General features: G+C 30.0%; 7 protein-coding genes and 1 pseudogene. 1 reads left to right on the forward strand and 7 read right to left on the reverse strand.

Translation table 11 applies throughout. The annotated features are described in order from the left end of the window. Positions 1-57: 57 nt before the first annotated feature. Positions 58-1,953: pseudogene (locus tag LJD34_RS08155) on the reverse strand (polysaccharide biosynthesis protein). A gap of 242 nt (positions 1,954-2,195) precedes the next feature. On the opposite strand from LJD34_RS08155, the gene LJD34_RS08160 reads away from it, so the two are divergent. Beyond that, positions 2,196-2,987, forward strand: coding sequence for a tyrosine-protein phosphatase (locus tag LJD34_RS08160; protein WP_119362756.1), 792 nt, complete (start codon positions 2,196-2,198; stop codon positions 2,985-2,987). 128 nt (positions 2,988-3,115) lie between these two features. Here the strand turns inward: LJD34_RS08160 and LJD34_RS08165 are convergent, their stop codons facing one another. From LJD34_RS08165 to gltB, 6 genes are all read right to left on the reverse strand, one after another. Next, entirely contained in the window at positions 3,116-7,261 is a 4,146-nt protein-coding gene (locus LJD34_RS08165) for a family 16 glycosylhydrolase (RefSeq protein WP_227359601.1), read from the reverse strand. A 219-nt stretch (positions 7,262-7,480) separates the two neighbouring features. After that, positions 7,481-8,914, reverse strand: a complete 1,434-nt coding sequence (locus LJD34_RS08170; RefSeq protein ID WP_032089467.1) for a 6-phospho-beta-glucosidase — start codon at positions 8,912-8,914, stop codon at positions 7,481-7,483. A gap of 158 nt (positions 8,915-9,072) precedes the next feature. After that, positions 9,073-10,431, reverse strand: a complete 1,359-nt coding sequence (locus tag LJD34_RS08175; protein ID WP_227359602.1) for a transglutaminase-like domain-containing protein — start codon at positions 10,429-10,431, stop codon at positions 9,073-9,075. Further along, on the reverse strand, positions 10,428-11,360 hold the full coding sequence (locus LJD34_RS08180) for an AAA family ATPase (protein ID WP_227359603.1): 933 nt from the start codon (positions 11,358-11,360) through the stop codon (positions 10,428-10,430). Before LJD34_RS08180 ends, LJD34_RS08175 begins: the two co-directional genes overlap by 4 nt. Positions 11,361-11,474: 114 nt before the next feature. Continuing rightward, positions 11,475-12,947 (reverse strand): glutamate synthase subunit beta, encoded by a 1,473-nt coding sequence (locus LJD34_RS08185; protein ID WP_227359604.1) that lies wholly within the window; start codon positions 12,945-12,947, stop codon positions 11,475-11,477. Positions 12,948-12,950: 3 nt separating this feature from the next. Then, the gene (gltB, locus tag LJD34_RS08190; RefSeq protein ID WP_227359605.1) at positions 12,951-17,456 is read right to left on the reverse strand and encodes a glutamate synthase large subunit; all 4,506 of its coding nucleotides are present in this window, start codon (positions 17,454-17,456) and stop codon (positions 12,951-12,953) included. Positions 17,457-17,711: the final 255 nt, after the last annotated feature.

A 17,711-nucleotide genomic window follows, 5' to 3' on the forward strand; every position in this document is an offset into this window, starting at 1 on the left:
CCTCATGGTTTCTCATTAGCTCTATTTCAAAAATATCATGTTATTTCATAAAGCCGATTATTTGACACCGTGTGTTGTATTTTCATCATAATGATATGTATCAACCATTTGATGAACTTCTTTTCTAATATTACTATCTTCATCATAAGCCACTTGATAAAGATGATCTAATTGATCAAAGAAATCATGAGATAACTCAATAGGTTTACCAATATGAATCATCTTATTAGGTGTTGTTTGCATACCTTCTTCTTTCATCAACATTTCTTCATATAACTTTTCACCAGGTCTTAGACCGATAAATTTAATTTCAATATCTACATCTGGCTCTAATCCCGATAATTTAATTAAGTTTTTAGCCATATCTAAAATCTTAACAGGTTTTCCCATATCTAAGACAAAGATTTCCCCACCATGAGCATAAGCACCTGCTTATAATACAAGTGAAATAGCTTCAGGAATCGTCATAAAATAACGAATAATATCAGGATGAGTAATTGTAATTGGTCCTCCATTTTGAATTTGTTTTTTAAATAATGGAATAACTAATCCATTAGATCCTAATACATTTCCAAAACGTACAGCTACAAATTCTGTTTTTGATTTCTTATCAAATGATTGAACAATCATTTCACATAATCTTTTTGAAGCACCCATAATATTGGTTGGGTTAACAGCTTTATCTGTTGAAATTAAAATAAACTTTTTAACTCCATATTGATCTGCAGCTTTAGCAACATTTAAAGTTCCAAAAACATTATTTTTAATTGCTTCATGTGGTGCATCTTCCATTAAAGGTACATGCTTATGAGCTGCTGCATGATAAACAATATCTGGATGGTAATAAGCAAATAAATCATTGATCTTATTTTGATCTCTAACAGAAGCAATCATTGTTTCTAAATTTAATTTAGGATATTTACGTTGTAATTCTAATTGAATATCATAAGCATTATTTTCATAAATATCTACAATAATTAATTGTTTAGGATGACTCTTAGCAATTTGTCGACATAACTCACTACCAATAGATCCTCCACCACCAGTAACCATGACAACTTTATCTTGAACATATCCCATAATTTCTTCTAAGTTTACTTTAATAGGATCTCTTCCAAGTAAATCTTGAACTTCTACATCTTTTAATTTTTCTAAAGTAATTTCATCATTTAAGAATTGATAAATACCAGGTAATTTTTTTAATTTACATTTAGTTTCTTTACAAATATTTAAAACTTCAGAAACTTCTTTATCATCAATAGAAAGTAAAGCAATATAAATTTCATCTACATGATATTTTTCAGCTTGTTGCAAGATTTCATTTCTTCCTCCAACAACAGGTACATTATGGATTCTTCTTCCTTTTTTAGATAAATCATCATCAATAAAACATACCACTTCTTTATTGATTTTTGGTGTAACTAATGTTTCTCTTAAAATCTTTTCACCAGCTGAACCAGCACCAATAATCATGACACGACTTTCTATATGTTCTCCTCTACCTAATAAATGGTGTCTAGAAGCATATAATCTTAAAAAACGATATCCAAATCTAGCTCCACCAACAAGCATAAGCAAGATAAGTAAATAAAGGAACACCGTACTAATAGGTGGTGTCGCCGGACAAACCGTACATAAAATACAATAAACAATCGTACTTAAAAATGATGCTATAATAACATTTAATAATTCATTGACAGAAGCATATCTCCATAAACTATCATATAATCTTAATAAGACAAAAAAGATTAAGCTACTAATAATTAAACCACTTAATAAATAATAAGAATATCGTAAAAAACTTAATTCTATATGACCGTTATAAGCAATAATAGATGATAAAAAGAAAGCAATAATGACACTTAAAATATCAAAAGCGACTAAGCAAGTTTTTCTTATTAAAATCTGACTTCTTTCTTTTGTCATAAAATCCCCTCTCTTAATTTTTGACATTTATATTTTCACTTTCTAAGTAGAATAATAAAATATTAACTATAATCATTATAATGTCCAAAATAAAAATAACAATAATTATTTTGTTCTTTTTACTAAACGACATTATTTGACACTCAACAACACTATCATTCATTTTTTGTATTCAAATACTACCATATCAATATTCTTAATACAATTCATTTCTATTGATTTTTCAAACTAATTGATAGATAATATCAATTAGTATTGGAGGAGATTTCATGTCTTTTATTGATATACATGGTCATTATGCTTGGAATATTGATGATGGTATACCATCTTATGAAGATGCAAGAAAAGCTTTAGAGCTTGCTAGAGAAAATAGAATAAGTGCAATCGTTGCTACACCACATGTAACTCCCGGTGTTCATACTAAAGATGATATTCATGATTTTATTCAAAGAATTGATGATTTAAGAATACTAGCAACTGAATATAATATTGATATATTAGATGGCTGTGAATTATTTCTTAATCATGATTATCAAAAAGCTCTAGATCAAAATCTTTTTATTCCTATCGAAAACACACAATATGTTTTAGTAGAATTTGATGTACGAAAAGAAATAGGAAATGAACAAGAAGTAGAAGAAAGATTATATGATGTACAATTTAAAGGTTATACTCCTATTATTGCTCATGTTGAAAGATATTTTAAAAATGGACTAGATATTGAAAGAGTAAATGGTTTTATTGAAAGTGGTTGTATTATTCAAGTAAATGCTACAAGCTTTTTAGGGTATCATGGTAAACAAGCTAAAAAAATAGCTTTTCAACTATTAGATGAGGGCTTGATCCATGTAATTGCTACAGATACGCATCGAGCTACTGGTTCTCGAAAACCTTGTTTAAATAAAATATTTTATTTACTTGAAAAAAAATATAATTATCATGCTATTCATACTTTAATGTCAGAAAATCCTTTACATATTTTAAAAAATGAATGGTTAGAACCGGTCTATGCAAGAGAATCATTTTTTAAAAAATTAGCTAAAAAACTTAAATCTAAATAATTCAAAAGGAGTCAACAAAGACTCCTTTTATTTATTCCTATAAAAACTTAAAAAGTAAGCGTCAACTTATAAACATAGAATAAAAGAAGTTTAACAACTTTTATTGTTTAAACTTCTTTTGTAATTTATTAAAATACTTTTTTCTTTTTTAAGATAATAATTGCTAGTAATGATACCAAACATCCCATTGTAAGTAATTCAACTGGTGTTTGATCACCTGTTTTTGTACTCTTTTGAGTTGTATTTTTGACAACAGTTGTCGTAACATTATTTGTTTTGTTGTTTGCATCATCTTTTTTATCTGTTGTTGGTTTTTGACTTGAATTGTCATCTTTTCCAGTATCTGGTTTTGAATTATCATCTTTAGAATTACTAACTGTAAATACTGTTTCAACATTTCCTAATGTAGAAGTAATTTTGATCGTATATTCTCCATTATCTAATGTTTTTAAATATTCTTCACTTAAAATAATGTTTACTTTGTTAGAAACATTTTCAATTGTATAGTATTTTGTATCTAATTCTTTACCATTAACAAATACTTTTAAAACATTTCCTTTAGAAACATTCATTGTAATTTTCAATGGTTTTGAATCTTTAACATCATATTTACTATTTTCACCAGCAATAATTTGTGCTCTTTCTTGAACATTAATTAAAGCTGTTCCAACTTTACCATCAATTCCTGAATATTTAACACTTACTTCTTTTGTATCTTTTGTGATTTTTTCTTTTGGATTTTCAAATACCCAACCTTCAGGTAATTTAATTGTATCTAATGTATCACCAACGAAACCATTTAATTCTAATCCAGATTTTTCTAAATCTTTTTCGAAAATTCTTTCTTCAACTGTAAGTAAAACTTCTCTTCTTGTTCTTGCAGCTGTTGTATTTCCTTTTTCATATACTGTGTAATATAAATTATATGTTCCTGGTTTTAATGATTTTAAGGCTTCTTGATCATCTTTACCTGTACATAATAGTGATACATGTGTGTTTCCACCAACATTTGTGAACATTGGTTCATCATTAATAGAGTAATCAACAACAGTTCCTTCATCAACAGTAATACCTGCTAATAAATCTGGCATGTCTCCTTCTGTCATCGTAACATCTTTTTCACCACTAATTTTATAAGCATTTGCATAGAAAGTATCCGCATCTTTTTGTTGTTGTTCATTTCTAGCATAGCGAACATAATCTACTTCAAATTTTGTTCCTGCTAAGTTTTCACCTGCAGCACCAGGCCAAGCTCCACCTAAAGCCAAATTAAATTCAATATATTGCGGTCTATCGATACATTCTAAAGCTCTTTGATCATCACTATAATCAACTGTTCTTACAATTTGATCATCTACATACCATTCAATTTTTCCTTTTGACCAATTGATTCCAAAAACATGATAATCATCATTAAAGATACCACTTGGTAATGTATAACAAGTACCATGCCCAGCATACTTTCCATCATCTTCACCATTAGTACCATAATGAAGTGTTTGATAAACTTGTTTATTACCATTAACCCCACCAGCAGTTCCATTACCAATTAATTCCATGATATCTATTTCACCACTATCGGGCCATCCAATACCTTGAGCAATGTTACCATCTAAATGAAAATCAGAACCTAAGGTCCAAAACGCTGGAAATACTGCTTGACCTTTAGGTAATTTAGCTTTCATTTCAATTCTTCCATATAAGAATTCTTGTTTACCATGAGTTCTTACACTTCCTGAATCATAAATAACTTTTCTTGTTGTATCTCCTTGTGTTACTTCATATTGATCTTCTGTTTTTCTATTTGTTGCTTTAATAACTAAATTTCCATCTTCAAGATAAACATTATCTTTACTATTTGTATAATGTTGTTGTTCTAAACCACGAATATGTCCTAATTCATAACCCCAATTCTTTTTATCTAATTCACTTTCATTAAATTCATCAGCCCATACAAGATTATAATTGTCATCTTCATTTGTCACTTCTGTTAAAGAAACATTATCAACAAATACTTTTCCTTTATATGTAGCATCACTTGTTGATTCAGTCCATTTCATAAAACAAACTGTTAAATCAGTAGAATTTTTACCATTAAAAATACTTTCTTGGTCTCCTGTATCGATATCTAATTCAATATCTTGATATTGTCCTTTATTTTCTTCTGTACATTTTACTGTAACTTCATTGTTATTTACAAGATATTGTGCATTCTTTTTTAAGTTGACAAACATTGTTTGTCCTACTTCTGTTAATTGCACTTTTGCCTTTAGTTTATATTTTGTATTTTTCTTTAAATTAACTGTTTGAAAAATATTAGCATTTCCATTATTTTCTGGTAAAAAACCACACCAGCTTCCTTCATATGAACATCCTGGCCATTTTGTAAATCTTGCATTTGTAACTTGCCATGATGTACGACTATTTATTTCATATCCTGATGAAGGATTTGTACCATTTTCAAAAGAACCATTTTTAATAAGTTCTCGATCTAATTCAATTAAATCTTGTTTATCATTAGGTAAAACAGTAAGTATAACTGCTCTTCTTGTTGATGGTTTGGTAGAATCAGTACTACTTCTAGCTGTATAGTATAAGTTATATTTACCTGGTTTTAATTTCTTTAAACTTTGTTTATCATTTTTACCTGAACAAACTAAATCAACAGAAGTAAGTCCACCTTTTGATTTAAATGAATATTCATTATCAATTGAATAATCTAAAATACTATCTTGATCAGAAGTCACACCTTCTAATAAATTAGGTGTTTCACCTTCTGTCATTGTCACATCATGTTCACCATTGATTTTGATTGCATTTTCATAGTATTCTTTAGAATCTGTTTTTTGTTGAGCATTTTGACCATAATAAACATAATCAATTTCATATTTTTGCCCTGCAAGATTATCTCCAGCATCTCCTGCCCAGTTTCCACCAGTTGCTAGATTCATTTGAATATATTGTGGTCTGTTAAAACATCTTTTATATTCTTCATTATTGCTATAATCAATAGATCCTACAATTTTATTATCAACATAAAATTCCATTTTATTTTTAGACCAATTAAGACCAAAAATATGATAATCATCATTAAAGATTCCTTCTGGTAATGTATATGTTGAAATAGATTTTGAATGATCTACATCTGTAGCTGAACCAGCATGTAAAGTTTGATAAACTTTTTTATTACTTTTTCCATTTAAATCTTCATTTTCTGCACCAATCATTTCCATGATATCGATTTCACCGCAAACTGGCCACGAAGCACCTTGTTCACTGCTAATTCTACCATCTAACGTAAAATCTGAACCTAATGTCCAAAAAGCAGGGAAAGCACCTTTTCCTTTAGGAAGTTTTGCTTTCATTTCAATTCTTCCATATAAAAATTCTCTTTTCCCATGAGTTCTAACACTTCCTGAATTATAAATAACTTGTCTATTTCCTCTTGGATTTTTATATTGATCTTCTTTATCACGATTAGTTACTTGTAATACTAATTGACCATCTTTAACATAAACATTTTCTGGATCATTAACATAATGTTCTTGTTCAACACCTCTAATAGAACCTAATTCATAATCCCAATTTGATGTATCTAATTGATTTTCATTAAAGTCATCAGCCCAAACCATTTCATATTGATCATCTTCTGAAGCGTCGCTTACTGCTTTAACTGATACATCATCGATCCATACTTCTTCATCAATAATATCTTGATTTCCATTTCTTTCTGTCCATTTAATAAAAGCAATAGATCCAGAAGTATTATCACCTGAATTAAAAGTAAATTCTACATCTTGATATTGACCTGCTTTATCTTCTGATGAAGAAATCGTCGTTTCAATCGTTTTTCCATTATTATCTTTTAATCCTGCACTTAATTGACCATTTTTTACTGCTAAAAATACTTGACCTTTCGCATTAGAAATTTTTACTTTTCCTTTAACAACATAATCTGTATTTTTCTTAAAACTTACTCCTTGATAAACTGCGGCATTATTAGAATTTGATGATAACTTTCCATAATAATTTCCATTATCATTTCCAAATGTACCTGTACCTGTTTTAGACCATGAAGCACCATTATTATCAAAACTTCCATTAACAATTAAATCACCATTACGATCTAATTTAACTAAATCATACTCATGGGCAACTTGTGAAGTTGCACCCTGAGTCGTATTTTCAGCAAAAACCATTGCTGAATACGAACTAAGCATTGACATTGACGTCAATACAGATAAAACAACTTTACTTATCTTTTTATTTTTCATATTATTTCCTTTCCTTGCTTATCTAATAATTGTTACTCTTTTTTTAACAAAAAATAAAGACCAAATAAGATACACTAAAAAAAGTGTAAGTTATTTGGTCTTGCCTACTTAAAGTAACAATCCATATTTACATCTTGTATTTTAACATAGAGTTTTTGTCTATGCAAGGGGTTACATTTAATTTAAATCAATTAAAAAAGTTGAGTTTCCTCAACCTTTTTATAAATTTTCACCATTAGAAGCAATAACTTTCTTATACCAATCATAAGAATCTTTTTTGCTCCTTTCTAATGTTCCATTACCTTCATTATCCCTATCTACATAGATAAATCCGTAACGTTTTTTCATTTCACCTGTTGTAAATGAAACACAGTCAATACATCCCCAAGGAGTATATCCCATTAAATCAACACCATCTTCTTCAACAGCTTTTTTCATTTCTTCGATATGAGCTCTTAAGTAATCAATACGATATGGATCATGGCATGAACCATCTTCTTCTTTAACATCAATTGCTCCAAAACCATTTTCTACAATAAATAATGGTTTTTCATATCTTTCATAGAACATATTTAATGCATATCTTAATCCTTCTGGATCAATAGCCCATCCCCAATCTGATTCTTTAATATATGGGTTTTTGACTGAATGTTCACTTGAACCATCTGTTGATTTTGAAACATCTTTTGTGACTGTTGAATCTACAACATTTGTCATATAATAACTAAATCCAATATAATCAACAGTACCTTCAGCTAATGCTTTTTTATCTTCTTCAGTGATATCAATATTGAATCCTTTTCTTTCAAACATTTTTAAGGCATAAGCAGGATAATGTCCACGACATTGTACATCGCAGAAGAAGAAACGATCATGCATTTGTTGTTGTGCTAATACTTGATCAGCTGGACGACAACTAAATGGATAAATTGGAACCATTGCAATCATATTTCCAATTTTGAAATCAGGATTGATTTCTTTACCAATTTTTACTGCTTTAGCAGATGCTACTAATGTATGATGTCCACAGATATACATTGCTTCTTCTGGATTATCATAGTTTCCAAAATGAGCTCCACTGTTTGTCCAACCAAAGATATCGTTTTTAAAGTTCATTTGGTTATTAATTTCATTGAATGTCATCCAATATTTAACTTTATTTTTATATCTTTTGAAACATACTTCTGCAAATTTAACAAAGAAATCAATTGTTTTACGGTTCATAAATCCACCGTATTCTTTAGCTAAATGATAAGGCATTTCAAAGTGTGATAATGTGATAACAGGTTCAATACCATATTTTAATAATTCATCAAAAACATCATCATAGAATTGTAATCCTTCTTCGTTAGGTTCTTTTTCATCCCCTAATGGGAAAATTCTTGTCCAAGCAATAGAAGTTCTAAAACATTTAAATCCCATATCCGCAAACATGGCGATATCTTCTTTATAATGTCCATAGAAATCAATACCAACATGGTTAGGATAGTATTTACCTTCTACTACACCATCAGTGATTTCTCTAGGTACACCATGTGCTCCTGCAGTCATGACATCCGCTACAGAATATCCTTTAGAAGTATTTAATACTCCCCCTTCAAATTGATGAGCAGCTAACGCTCCACCCCATAAAAAGTCTTTTTGTAAAGCCATATACTACCTCCGTCTTCTTTTTTCATCATTATACCATAAGGTTATAAATCTATAAAATATTCTCTTATCATTTAAACCAACATTTACAAAAATCAGCTTATAAAAGTAATCATTGTAAATAATATTTACAAAAAAAGCTAGAGAGTATTCTCTAACTTTTAAAATAAAACATAAATATATTGATAAATAAGAAGCTTTAATGATGAATTATTTTCTATTTCTGAATTATACTGTTTTAATTCATTTAAATAATCATAATAAGCAATATATTTTTTATTTATATTTTCTTGAGATAAAAGTTTTTCTCTTTGTTTTAAAAGATATTTTCTTCTTAAAACAAGGATAATAGTTGCAATAACAAAGAATAACACAAAGATTATCACAATAAATATAACTTTATGATCTTCACTTTGGTTTTGTACTTCTTTTTTCTTTATATCCTTTTTAGTCTTTTTCTTTTTTTTCTTTTCTGTTTGCTTATTTTCACTATTACTTTGTGTGTTACCTTGTGATTTTTGTTCTTTATTTTCAGGATTTGGTTCACTACTTTGTGAGTTTTGTTGACTACTTTGACTTCCACTACTATTTGAACCTTGTTGATCATTTGAATTTGATTTTTGTTCTTCAATATTTTGTTGATTCGTTTCTTCCGCTTTTCCAGCTGCCGGTTCATCCATCGGCTCACTTCCAGAAGAACCACCAGATCCCGGAGTCGCTTCAATCATTACCCAACCAACACATTTTACATAAACTTCGACCCAAGCATGTGCTTTTGCTTGAGTAACAGCAGCAACATTGCCCCCTTTAAAATCACTTTCATCTAAAACATATCCCGTCGTATAACGAGCTGGAACATTTATAGTACGTAATAATAAGGCTGCACTTGAAGCAAAATGCATACAATAGCCTTTTTTATTTTCTAACAAGAAATATAAAACAGGATCTTGATCACTTGGACAACTACCTGAATGTAATGTATAAACACATTGACTAGCAAGTAGATTTTTAACAAGTGTTACTTTTTCATAGATTGTCATTTCTTCATGATAACCCGCTTGATTTAATAAATTTAATAATTGATTTTTTATATCTTGTGAAACACCTAGATAATTTTCTTCTACAAATTGATCATATTGAGGTGTTGTATAATCCCCTGAAGCATTTAATAAGTCACTAGATGAAACACCTATTTTTACATTCGTATGTCTTGATGAACTTTGACCTTTTGAATAGCTATCTAATTTAAACGTTTCTCCATCATAACTATAATAAGGATAATATTTATAAGGAACTCTTTTGAAATGTAAATAAGCTAAATGATTTCTTTTAGCGATAAAATGTTCATGTGTTTTTTCAACATCTACATGTCTCATTCCTGGTAAAGAAATAACTAAAGATAGAATTGGTAAAATAAGTAAAATATATGTACAAATAAGCAAAGAATAAACAGATGTCGTTAAATATAAAAATAACACAACGCCTAATATACTAAAGTATTTGATTCTACCATTTCTCATATTTTTATTTTTGGTTCCTTTACTTCTTTTAAAATACTTTTAATAACGTCTTGAATAACAACATCTTTAACTTTTGCATCATAGGTTAAAATCAAACGATGTGACAATACATCATAAATAACTTTTTTAATATCATCAGGAATAACATAATTTCTATGATCCATATAAGTTATTGCTTTCACCATTTTTAATAAAGAAATAGATGTACGTGGAGAAGCCCCTTGTTGAATCAATTCATGATCAGGTGTTTTATGAATAATTCTTACAATATAATCATAAATCTTATCATCCACATAAACTTGATCTACTTGTTTTTGTAATTCTATTATATCTTGCGGTTTACATACAGATCGAATGATATCTAAAGGATTTTCTTGACTTTTTCTTTTTAAAATTTCAATTTCATCTTCTAATGAGGGATACCCCATTGTAAGTCTCACCATAAAACGATCTAATTGTGAATCTGGTAATAATTGTGTTCCTGCTGATCCATAAGGATTTTGTGTAGCCAGGACTGTAAATGGTTGTGGTAATTGATAAGTGATACCATCAACTGTTGTTCTTCCTTCTTCCATTACTTCTAATAAAGCAGATTGTGTTTTAGGAGATGTTCTATTTATTTCATCTGCTAAAAATAAATTACACATGATAGGTCCTTCTTTATATTCAAAATCATTGGTTTTTTGATTATAAATAATAAAACCTGTAACATCTCCTGGTAAGACATCACTTGTAAATTGCATACGATGAAAATCTAAAGATAAAGCTTTAGAAAGTGCTAACGTTAAATTTGTTTTCCCAACACCAGGTATATCTTCTAATAAAACATGACCCCTTGCTAAAATACAAGCCAATATTTTTTTAATATGTTCATCTTTTCCAACGACCGCCTTTTTGACCTCGTTAATTACTAATTCTAATTCATTCATTCTTTTTTCTCCATATTGCTTTCATCATAGTCTCTTTCAAATCACTAAAAAAAAAGAAAACCTCGAGAATATCCCAAGGTTTTCTATCAATGATTGTGAGTATATTTTGATATCCTATAAATTAGAATACCCCATTAAATCTTCATCAACTGCACGTGCCACTTCACGTCCTTCTCTAATTGCCCAAACAACTAAAGATTGACCTCTACGCATATCACCAGCAACATACAATTGTTTTTGATTTGTTTGGTAATTTTCATCTGCCACATTTCCTCTTGGTGTAAGTTTTACATCAAAAGCTTTAGCAACATAATCTTCGCAGCCTACAAATCCTGCAGCAATTAAAACAATATCTGCATCTAATGTTTTTTCGCTTCCTTTAACAGGAACCATTTGCATGCGACCTTCTACTTGTTTTGATTCAAGTGAGACAATAACGACTTGTTTTACATTTCCTTTATCATCTTTAATAAACTCTTTAACAGTTGTTTGATAAAGACGAGGATCACGTCCAAAGACAGCAATAGATTCATTTTGTCCATAATCTGTCTTTTTCACACGTGGCCATTCAGGCCATGGATTTGAATCCAAACGTTCATGAGGTGGTTCTGGCATCATTTCTAATTGAATAACTGATTTACATCCTAAACGAATGGCTGAACCAACACAATCATTACCAGTATCTCCACCACCAATAACAAGTACATTTTTATCTTTTGTTTCAACAAAAGTTTGATCTTCTAATTGACTATTAAGTAATGATTTAGTAATTCCAGTTAAATAATCAACCGCAAAGTAAATACCTTTGGCATCTCTCCCTGGTGCTTTAATATCTCTAGCCTTTTTACTACCACAAGCAAGAATAACACGATCAAATTCTTTATATAATTGTTGAACTTGTTTTTTATTTTCAATACCGGCATTTGTTTTAAAAACAACACCTTCTTCTTCCATTAATTCAATACGACGATCAATAATATGTTTTTCAAGTTTCATGTTAGGAATACCATACATTAATAGCCCTCCTAAACGATCTTCTCTTTCAAAGACTGTTACTTGATAACCTCTTTTATTTAATTGATCGGCTGCTGCAAGTCCTGAAGGGCCTGACCCAATAATTGCTATTTTTTTATCAATACGATGTTTAGGTGGATGGGGTTGCATCCAATTGGAAGCATAAGCTGTTTCAATAATTGCATTTTCATTTTCTCTTACGGTAACGGGATTTCCATTTAATCCACAAGTACATGCTGCTTCACATAAAGCAGGACATACTCTTGATGTGAATTCTGGAAAATTATTTGTTTTTAAAAGTCTTTTTAAAGCGGCTTTATAATTTTTATGAAAAATTAAATCATTCCATTCAGGTATCAAGTTGTTTAGTGGACAACCTGATACCATTCCTTGAATCATTTTTCCATTTTGACAGAAAGGAACTCCACAATCCATGCAGCGAGCTCCTTGGCATGATTGTTCATCACGAGATAATGGTTTATGAAATTCATTAAAGTTCTTAATACGTTTTAATGGTTCAACTTCTGTTGATACTTGTCTTTCTATTTCTAAAAATCCTGTTGGCTTTCCCATAATCTACATTCCTTTCTTAAAAGCATTGAATGCTTCTACTTTTGCTTGTTCATTTGTAAGTCCTTGTTGTTCAAATGAACTAATAAGTGACATCATACGTTTATAATCATGAGGAACAACTTTTTTGAAGTGTGCAACTTCATTTCCAAAGTCATCTAAAATCTTTTTCGCAACATTTGAATTTGTATATAGATAATGTTTTTGAATCATTTCTTTTAATTGATCTTCATCATAACGTGATTTCACATTTTTATATTCTACGAGTTCTTTATTGACATGTTCATAGAATGTATTATCTGGATCATAGACATAAGCAATACCTCCAGACATACCAGCAGCAAAGTTACGCCCTGTTTTTCCTAAAACAATAACCATACCACCTGTCATATATTCAAGACCATGATCTCCAATACCTTCAACAACGGCATGTGCTCCTGAGTTACGTACGGCAAATCTTTCACCAGCAACTCCATTGATATAAACTTCACCAGATGTTGCTCCATATAAAGCAACGTTACCAATGATAATATTATCTTCTGGTTTAATTGTTGAATCTTTTGGTGGTACCACAATTAATTTACCACCTGATAAGCCTTTTCCAAAGTAGTCATTACTATCTCCATAAAGATGTAATGTTAAGCCTTGAGGAATGAAAGCACCAAATGATTGACCACCTGCTCCATAGCAGTTAACTTTGAAAGTATCTTCTTCTAATGATGTTCCATATTTCTTCGTAATTTCTGATCCAAAGAGTGTTCCAAATGAACGATCGATATTTGTAACATGGACATCAATTTCTTTACCTTGATGTTTATCTAAAGCTTCTTTAAATTGTTTATAAAGAACTGTTGTATCTTTGACTTCATTTAATTTGAAATCATATTCATTATTTTTTTCATGATGACTATGTTTACTAGAAGTAAATGGATTATTTAAGATTTTTGATAAATCAATATTTTTAACATCATCCTTAGGTTCTAATAAATCACTACGACCAACCATTTCATCAACTGTTTTGAATCCAAGTTGAGCCATATATTCTCTTAATTCTTGAGCAATGAAACGCATAAAGTTTTCAATATATTCAGGTTTACCTTTAAAACGTTTTCTTAAAATAGGATTTTGTGTAGCAACCCCTACTGGACATGTATCTAAGTTACATACTCTCATCATAACGCATCCCATTGTTACAAGTGGTGCTGTTGCAAAACCAAATTCTTCTGCTCCAAGTAAAGTAGCAATTGCAAGATCTCTACCTGTCATGAGTTTACCATCTGTTTCAATAACAACACGGCTTCTTAAATCATTCATGATCAATGTTTGATGAGCTTCTGCTAAACCTAATTCCCATGGAAGACCTGCATTATAAACTGAGTTTTTAGGAGCAGCCCCTGTTCCTCCATCATATCCTGAAATAAGGATAACACCTGCACCTGCTTTAGCAACACCGGCAGCAACTGTTCCAACACCAGCTTCTGATACAAGTTTAACTGAAATACGTGCTTCTTTATTAGCGTTCTTTAAGTCATAAATCAATTGTGCTAGGTCTTCAATTGAATAAATATCATGATGTGGTGGTGGTGAAATTAAGCTAACCCCTGGTGTAGAGTGTCTTGTTTTAGCAACCCATGGATAAACTTTACCACCTGGTAAGTGTCCACCTTCTCCTGGTTTTGCTCCTTGTGCCATTTTAATTTGAATTTCATTGGCACTACATAAGTATTCACTTGTTACTCCAAAACGTCCTGAGGCAACTTGTTTAATAGCTGAACATTTACTATCACCATTAGGAAGTGTTTCAAATCTTTCTGGATCTTCTCCACCTTCACCACTGTTAGACTTACCATGTAATCTATTCATTGCAATCGCCATTGTTTCATGTGCTTCTTTTGAAATTGATCCATAAGACATCGCACCTGTTTTAAATCTTCTAACAATTGATTCCACAGATTCAACTTCTTCAATTGGAATTGATTTTGTCTTTTTAAATTGCATTAAACCTCTTAAGTTTAAATGTGCTCCTTCTTCATCAATCATTTTTGAATATTCTTTAAATAATTGATAATCACCTAAACGTGTTGCTTGTTGTAATTTATGAATCGTTGCTGGATTATATAAATGTTCTTCTTTTCCTGATCTTTCTTTATGATCGCCGGCACTGTTTAATGAGATGTCTACATCTAATCCAAGTGGATCATATACTTGATCATGTCTATATTCGACATCTTTTTCAATATCTTTAATTGTTTTTCCTTCAATACGACTTACTGTTTTAGAAAAATATTTATTCACTAAATCACTTGATAAACCGATTGCTTCAAAGTTTTGTGATCCACGATAAGATTGAATTGTACTAATTCCCATTTTAGAAGCAATTTTAACAATACCATGTAAAATACCACTATTATAATCATCAACGGCTGCATAATAATCTTTATCTAATAAACCTTGATCAATTAAATCAAAGATTGTATCTTGTGCTAAATAACCATTGATAGCTGAAACACCATATCCAAGTAATGTCGCATAATGATGTACTTCTCTTGGTTCAGCTGATTCAAGAATTAAAGCTAAACTGTTACGTTTTTTAGTTCTTACTAAATAAGAGTTAACAGCTCCAACAGCTAATAATGAAGGAATTGGTAAATGGTTATCATCTACTGCCCTATCCGATAAAATAACAATATTACATCCTTCATGATAACGTTTATCTACTTCTACAAAAACACGATCAATTGCTTTTTCTAATGAAGTATTTTTAATATATGTAATATTAACTTCACCTACTTTAAAGCCTTCTTTTTTCAAGTTTTTGATTTTTAAAATATCTGTATTACTTAAAATAGGGTGATTGATTTTTAATAAATGACAGTTTTCTGGTTTATCTTCCAACATATTTCCATCTCGACCAATACAAATACTTGTTGAAGTAATAATTTCTTCACGAATCGCATCGATTGGTGGATTGGTTACTTGTGCAAACAATTGTTTAAAGTAATTAAATAATGGTGGATGTTTTGTTGATAAAGCTGCAATTGGTGTATCATTTCCCATTGCTACAATATTTTCATTACCAGTTAAAGCTAAGTTTTTAATATAGTTTGTATCTTCGTAACTATAACCATGAATCTTTTGTAATTTAGTTAATTCTTCTCCTTCGTATCTTTCTACTCTAATACTAGGAATTCTCATATCTTTTAAATTAATTAAATTGCTTTCCAACCATTCTCCATAAGGTTGTTTTGTTGCATACGTTTCCTTTAAAACATCATCTTCAATAAGTTCACCTTTAACAGTATCAACTAATAACATTTTTCCAGGTCTTAGTCTTTCTTTTAAAACAATATCTTTAGCTGGAATATCTAATGATCCTACTTCTGAAGATAATACTAAATAATGATCTTTTGTAATGTAATAACGTGATGGTCTTAAACCATTTCTATCTAAGATAGCCCCCATGATGTCTCCATCACTAAATAAGATAGAAGCTGGTCCATCCCAAGGTTCCATAAGTGTAGCATTATATTCATAGAAATCTTTTTTTGCTTGTGACATGCTTTTATCATTTTCATAAGGTTCTGGAATACACATCATGACAGCTCTTGGAAGTTCCATACCTGACATTACTAAAAATTCCAATGTATTATCTAACATAGCTGAATCGGAACCATTGACATCAACAACAGGATATACTTTTGAAGTATCCACAACATCTGTTTGCATGTTTTCTTCTCGACAGAGCATGTTATTCGCATTTCCTTTAATTGTATTGATTTCACCATTGTGAACAATAAATCTATTAGGATGGGCTCTTTTCCATGATGGCATTGTATTTGTTGAAAAACGTGAATGAACTAAAGCAATGGCACTTTTATAACTTTTATCTTGTAAATCTTTAAAGAATAATCGAAGTTGTTGTACTAAGAACATTCCTTTATAAACAATTGTACGACTTGAAAGTGAACATACATAAGTATCTTCAAATTGACTTTGTTCAAAAATTCTTCTCACTTGATATAATTTTCTATCAAAATCTAAACCACAATTTACGCCATGAGGTTTTTTAATAAATGCTTGGACAATATATGGCATGGCATCTAATGCTTTTTTCCCTAAAACACTAGGTACAGTTGGTACAGCACGCCAACCTAAAAATTCTAATCCTTCTTTTTTAACAACTGTTTCAAACATTTTTTTGACACGTAAACGTACTTTTTCATCTTGAGGCATAAAGAACATTCCAACTCCATAATGTCCTTTTTGAGGTAATGTAAAATCTTTAATAATCTTTTGAAAATATTCATCTGGTATTTGTGTTAAGATTCCTACACCATCTCCAGTTTCCCCTGCTGCATCCTTTCCAGCACGATGTTCTAATTGTTCAACGATTTTTAAAGCATCATCTACTGTTTTATAAGTTTTTAATCCTTTGATATTAACAACGGCCCCTATTCCGCAGTTATCATGTTCAAATGACTGATCATATAAACCTACATTTTCTTTGTTCATAAAGGTTCCTCCTTTTTTTGTACAGTTAGAATAGCACATTTAGTAATATGTGTAAAGATTAGCGTTTTTTTTATGATTTTCCTAAAAAATAGCTAGATTGTATACATTTTTTAATGTTTTATCAATGATTTGATAATCTTTTTTTAGCAAATTAATAAATTTATTACAAAAGTGAGAAAAAATTTTTTTATTTTTTTTTTATTTATTGGCATTAAATGATAAAAAGAGTAGAATAAATGTAGTATTAATATATGG

The organism is Faecalibacillus sp. MSK20_93, assembly GCF_020589945.1.
GTDB lineage: Bacteria > Bacillota_I > Bacilli_A > Erysipelotrichales > Coprobacillaceae > Faecalibacillus > Faecalibacillus intestinalis.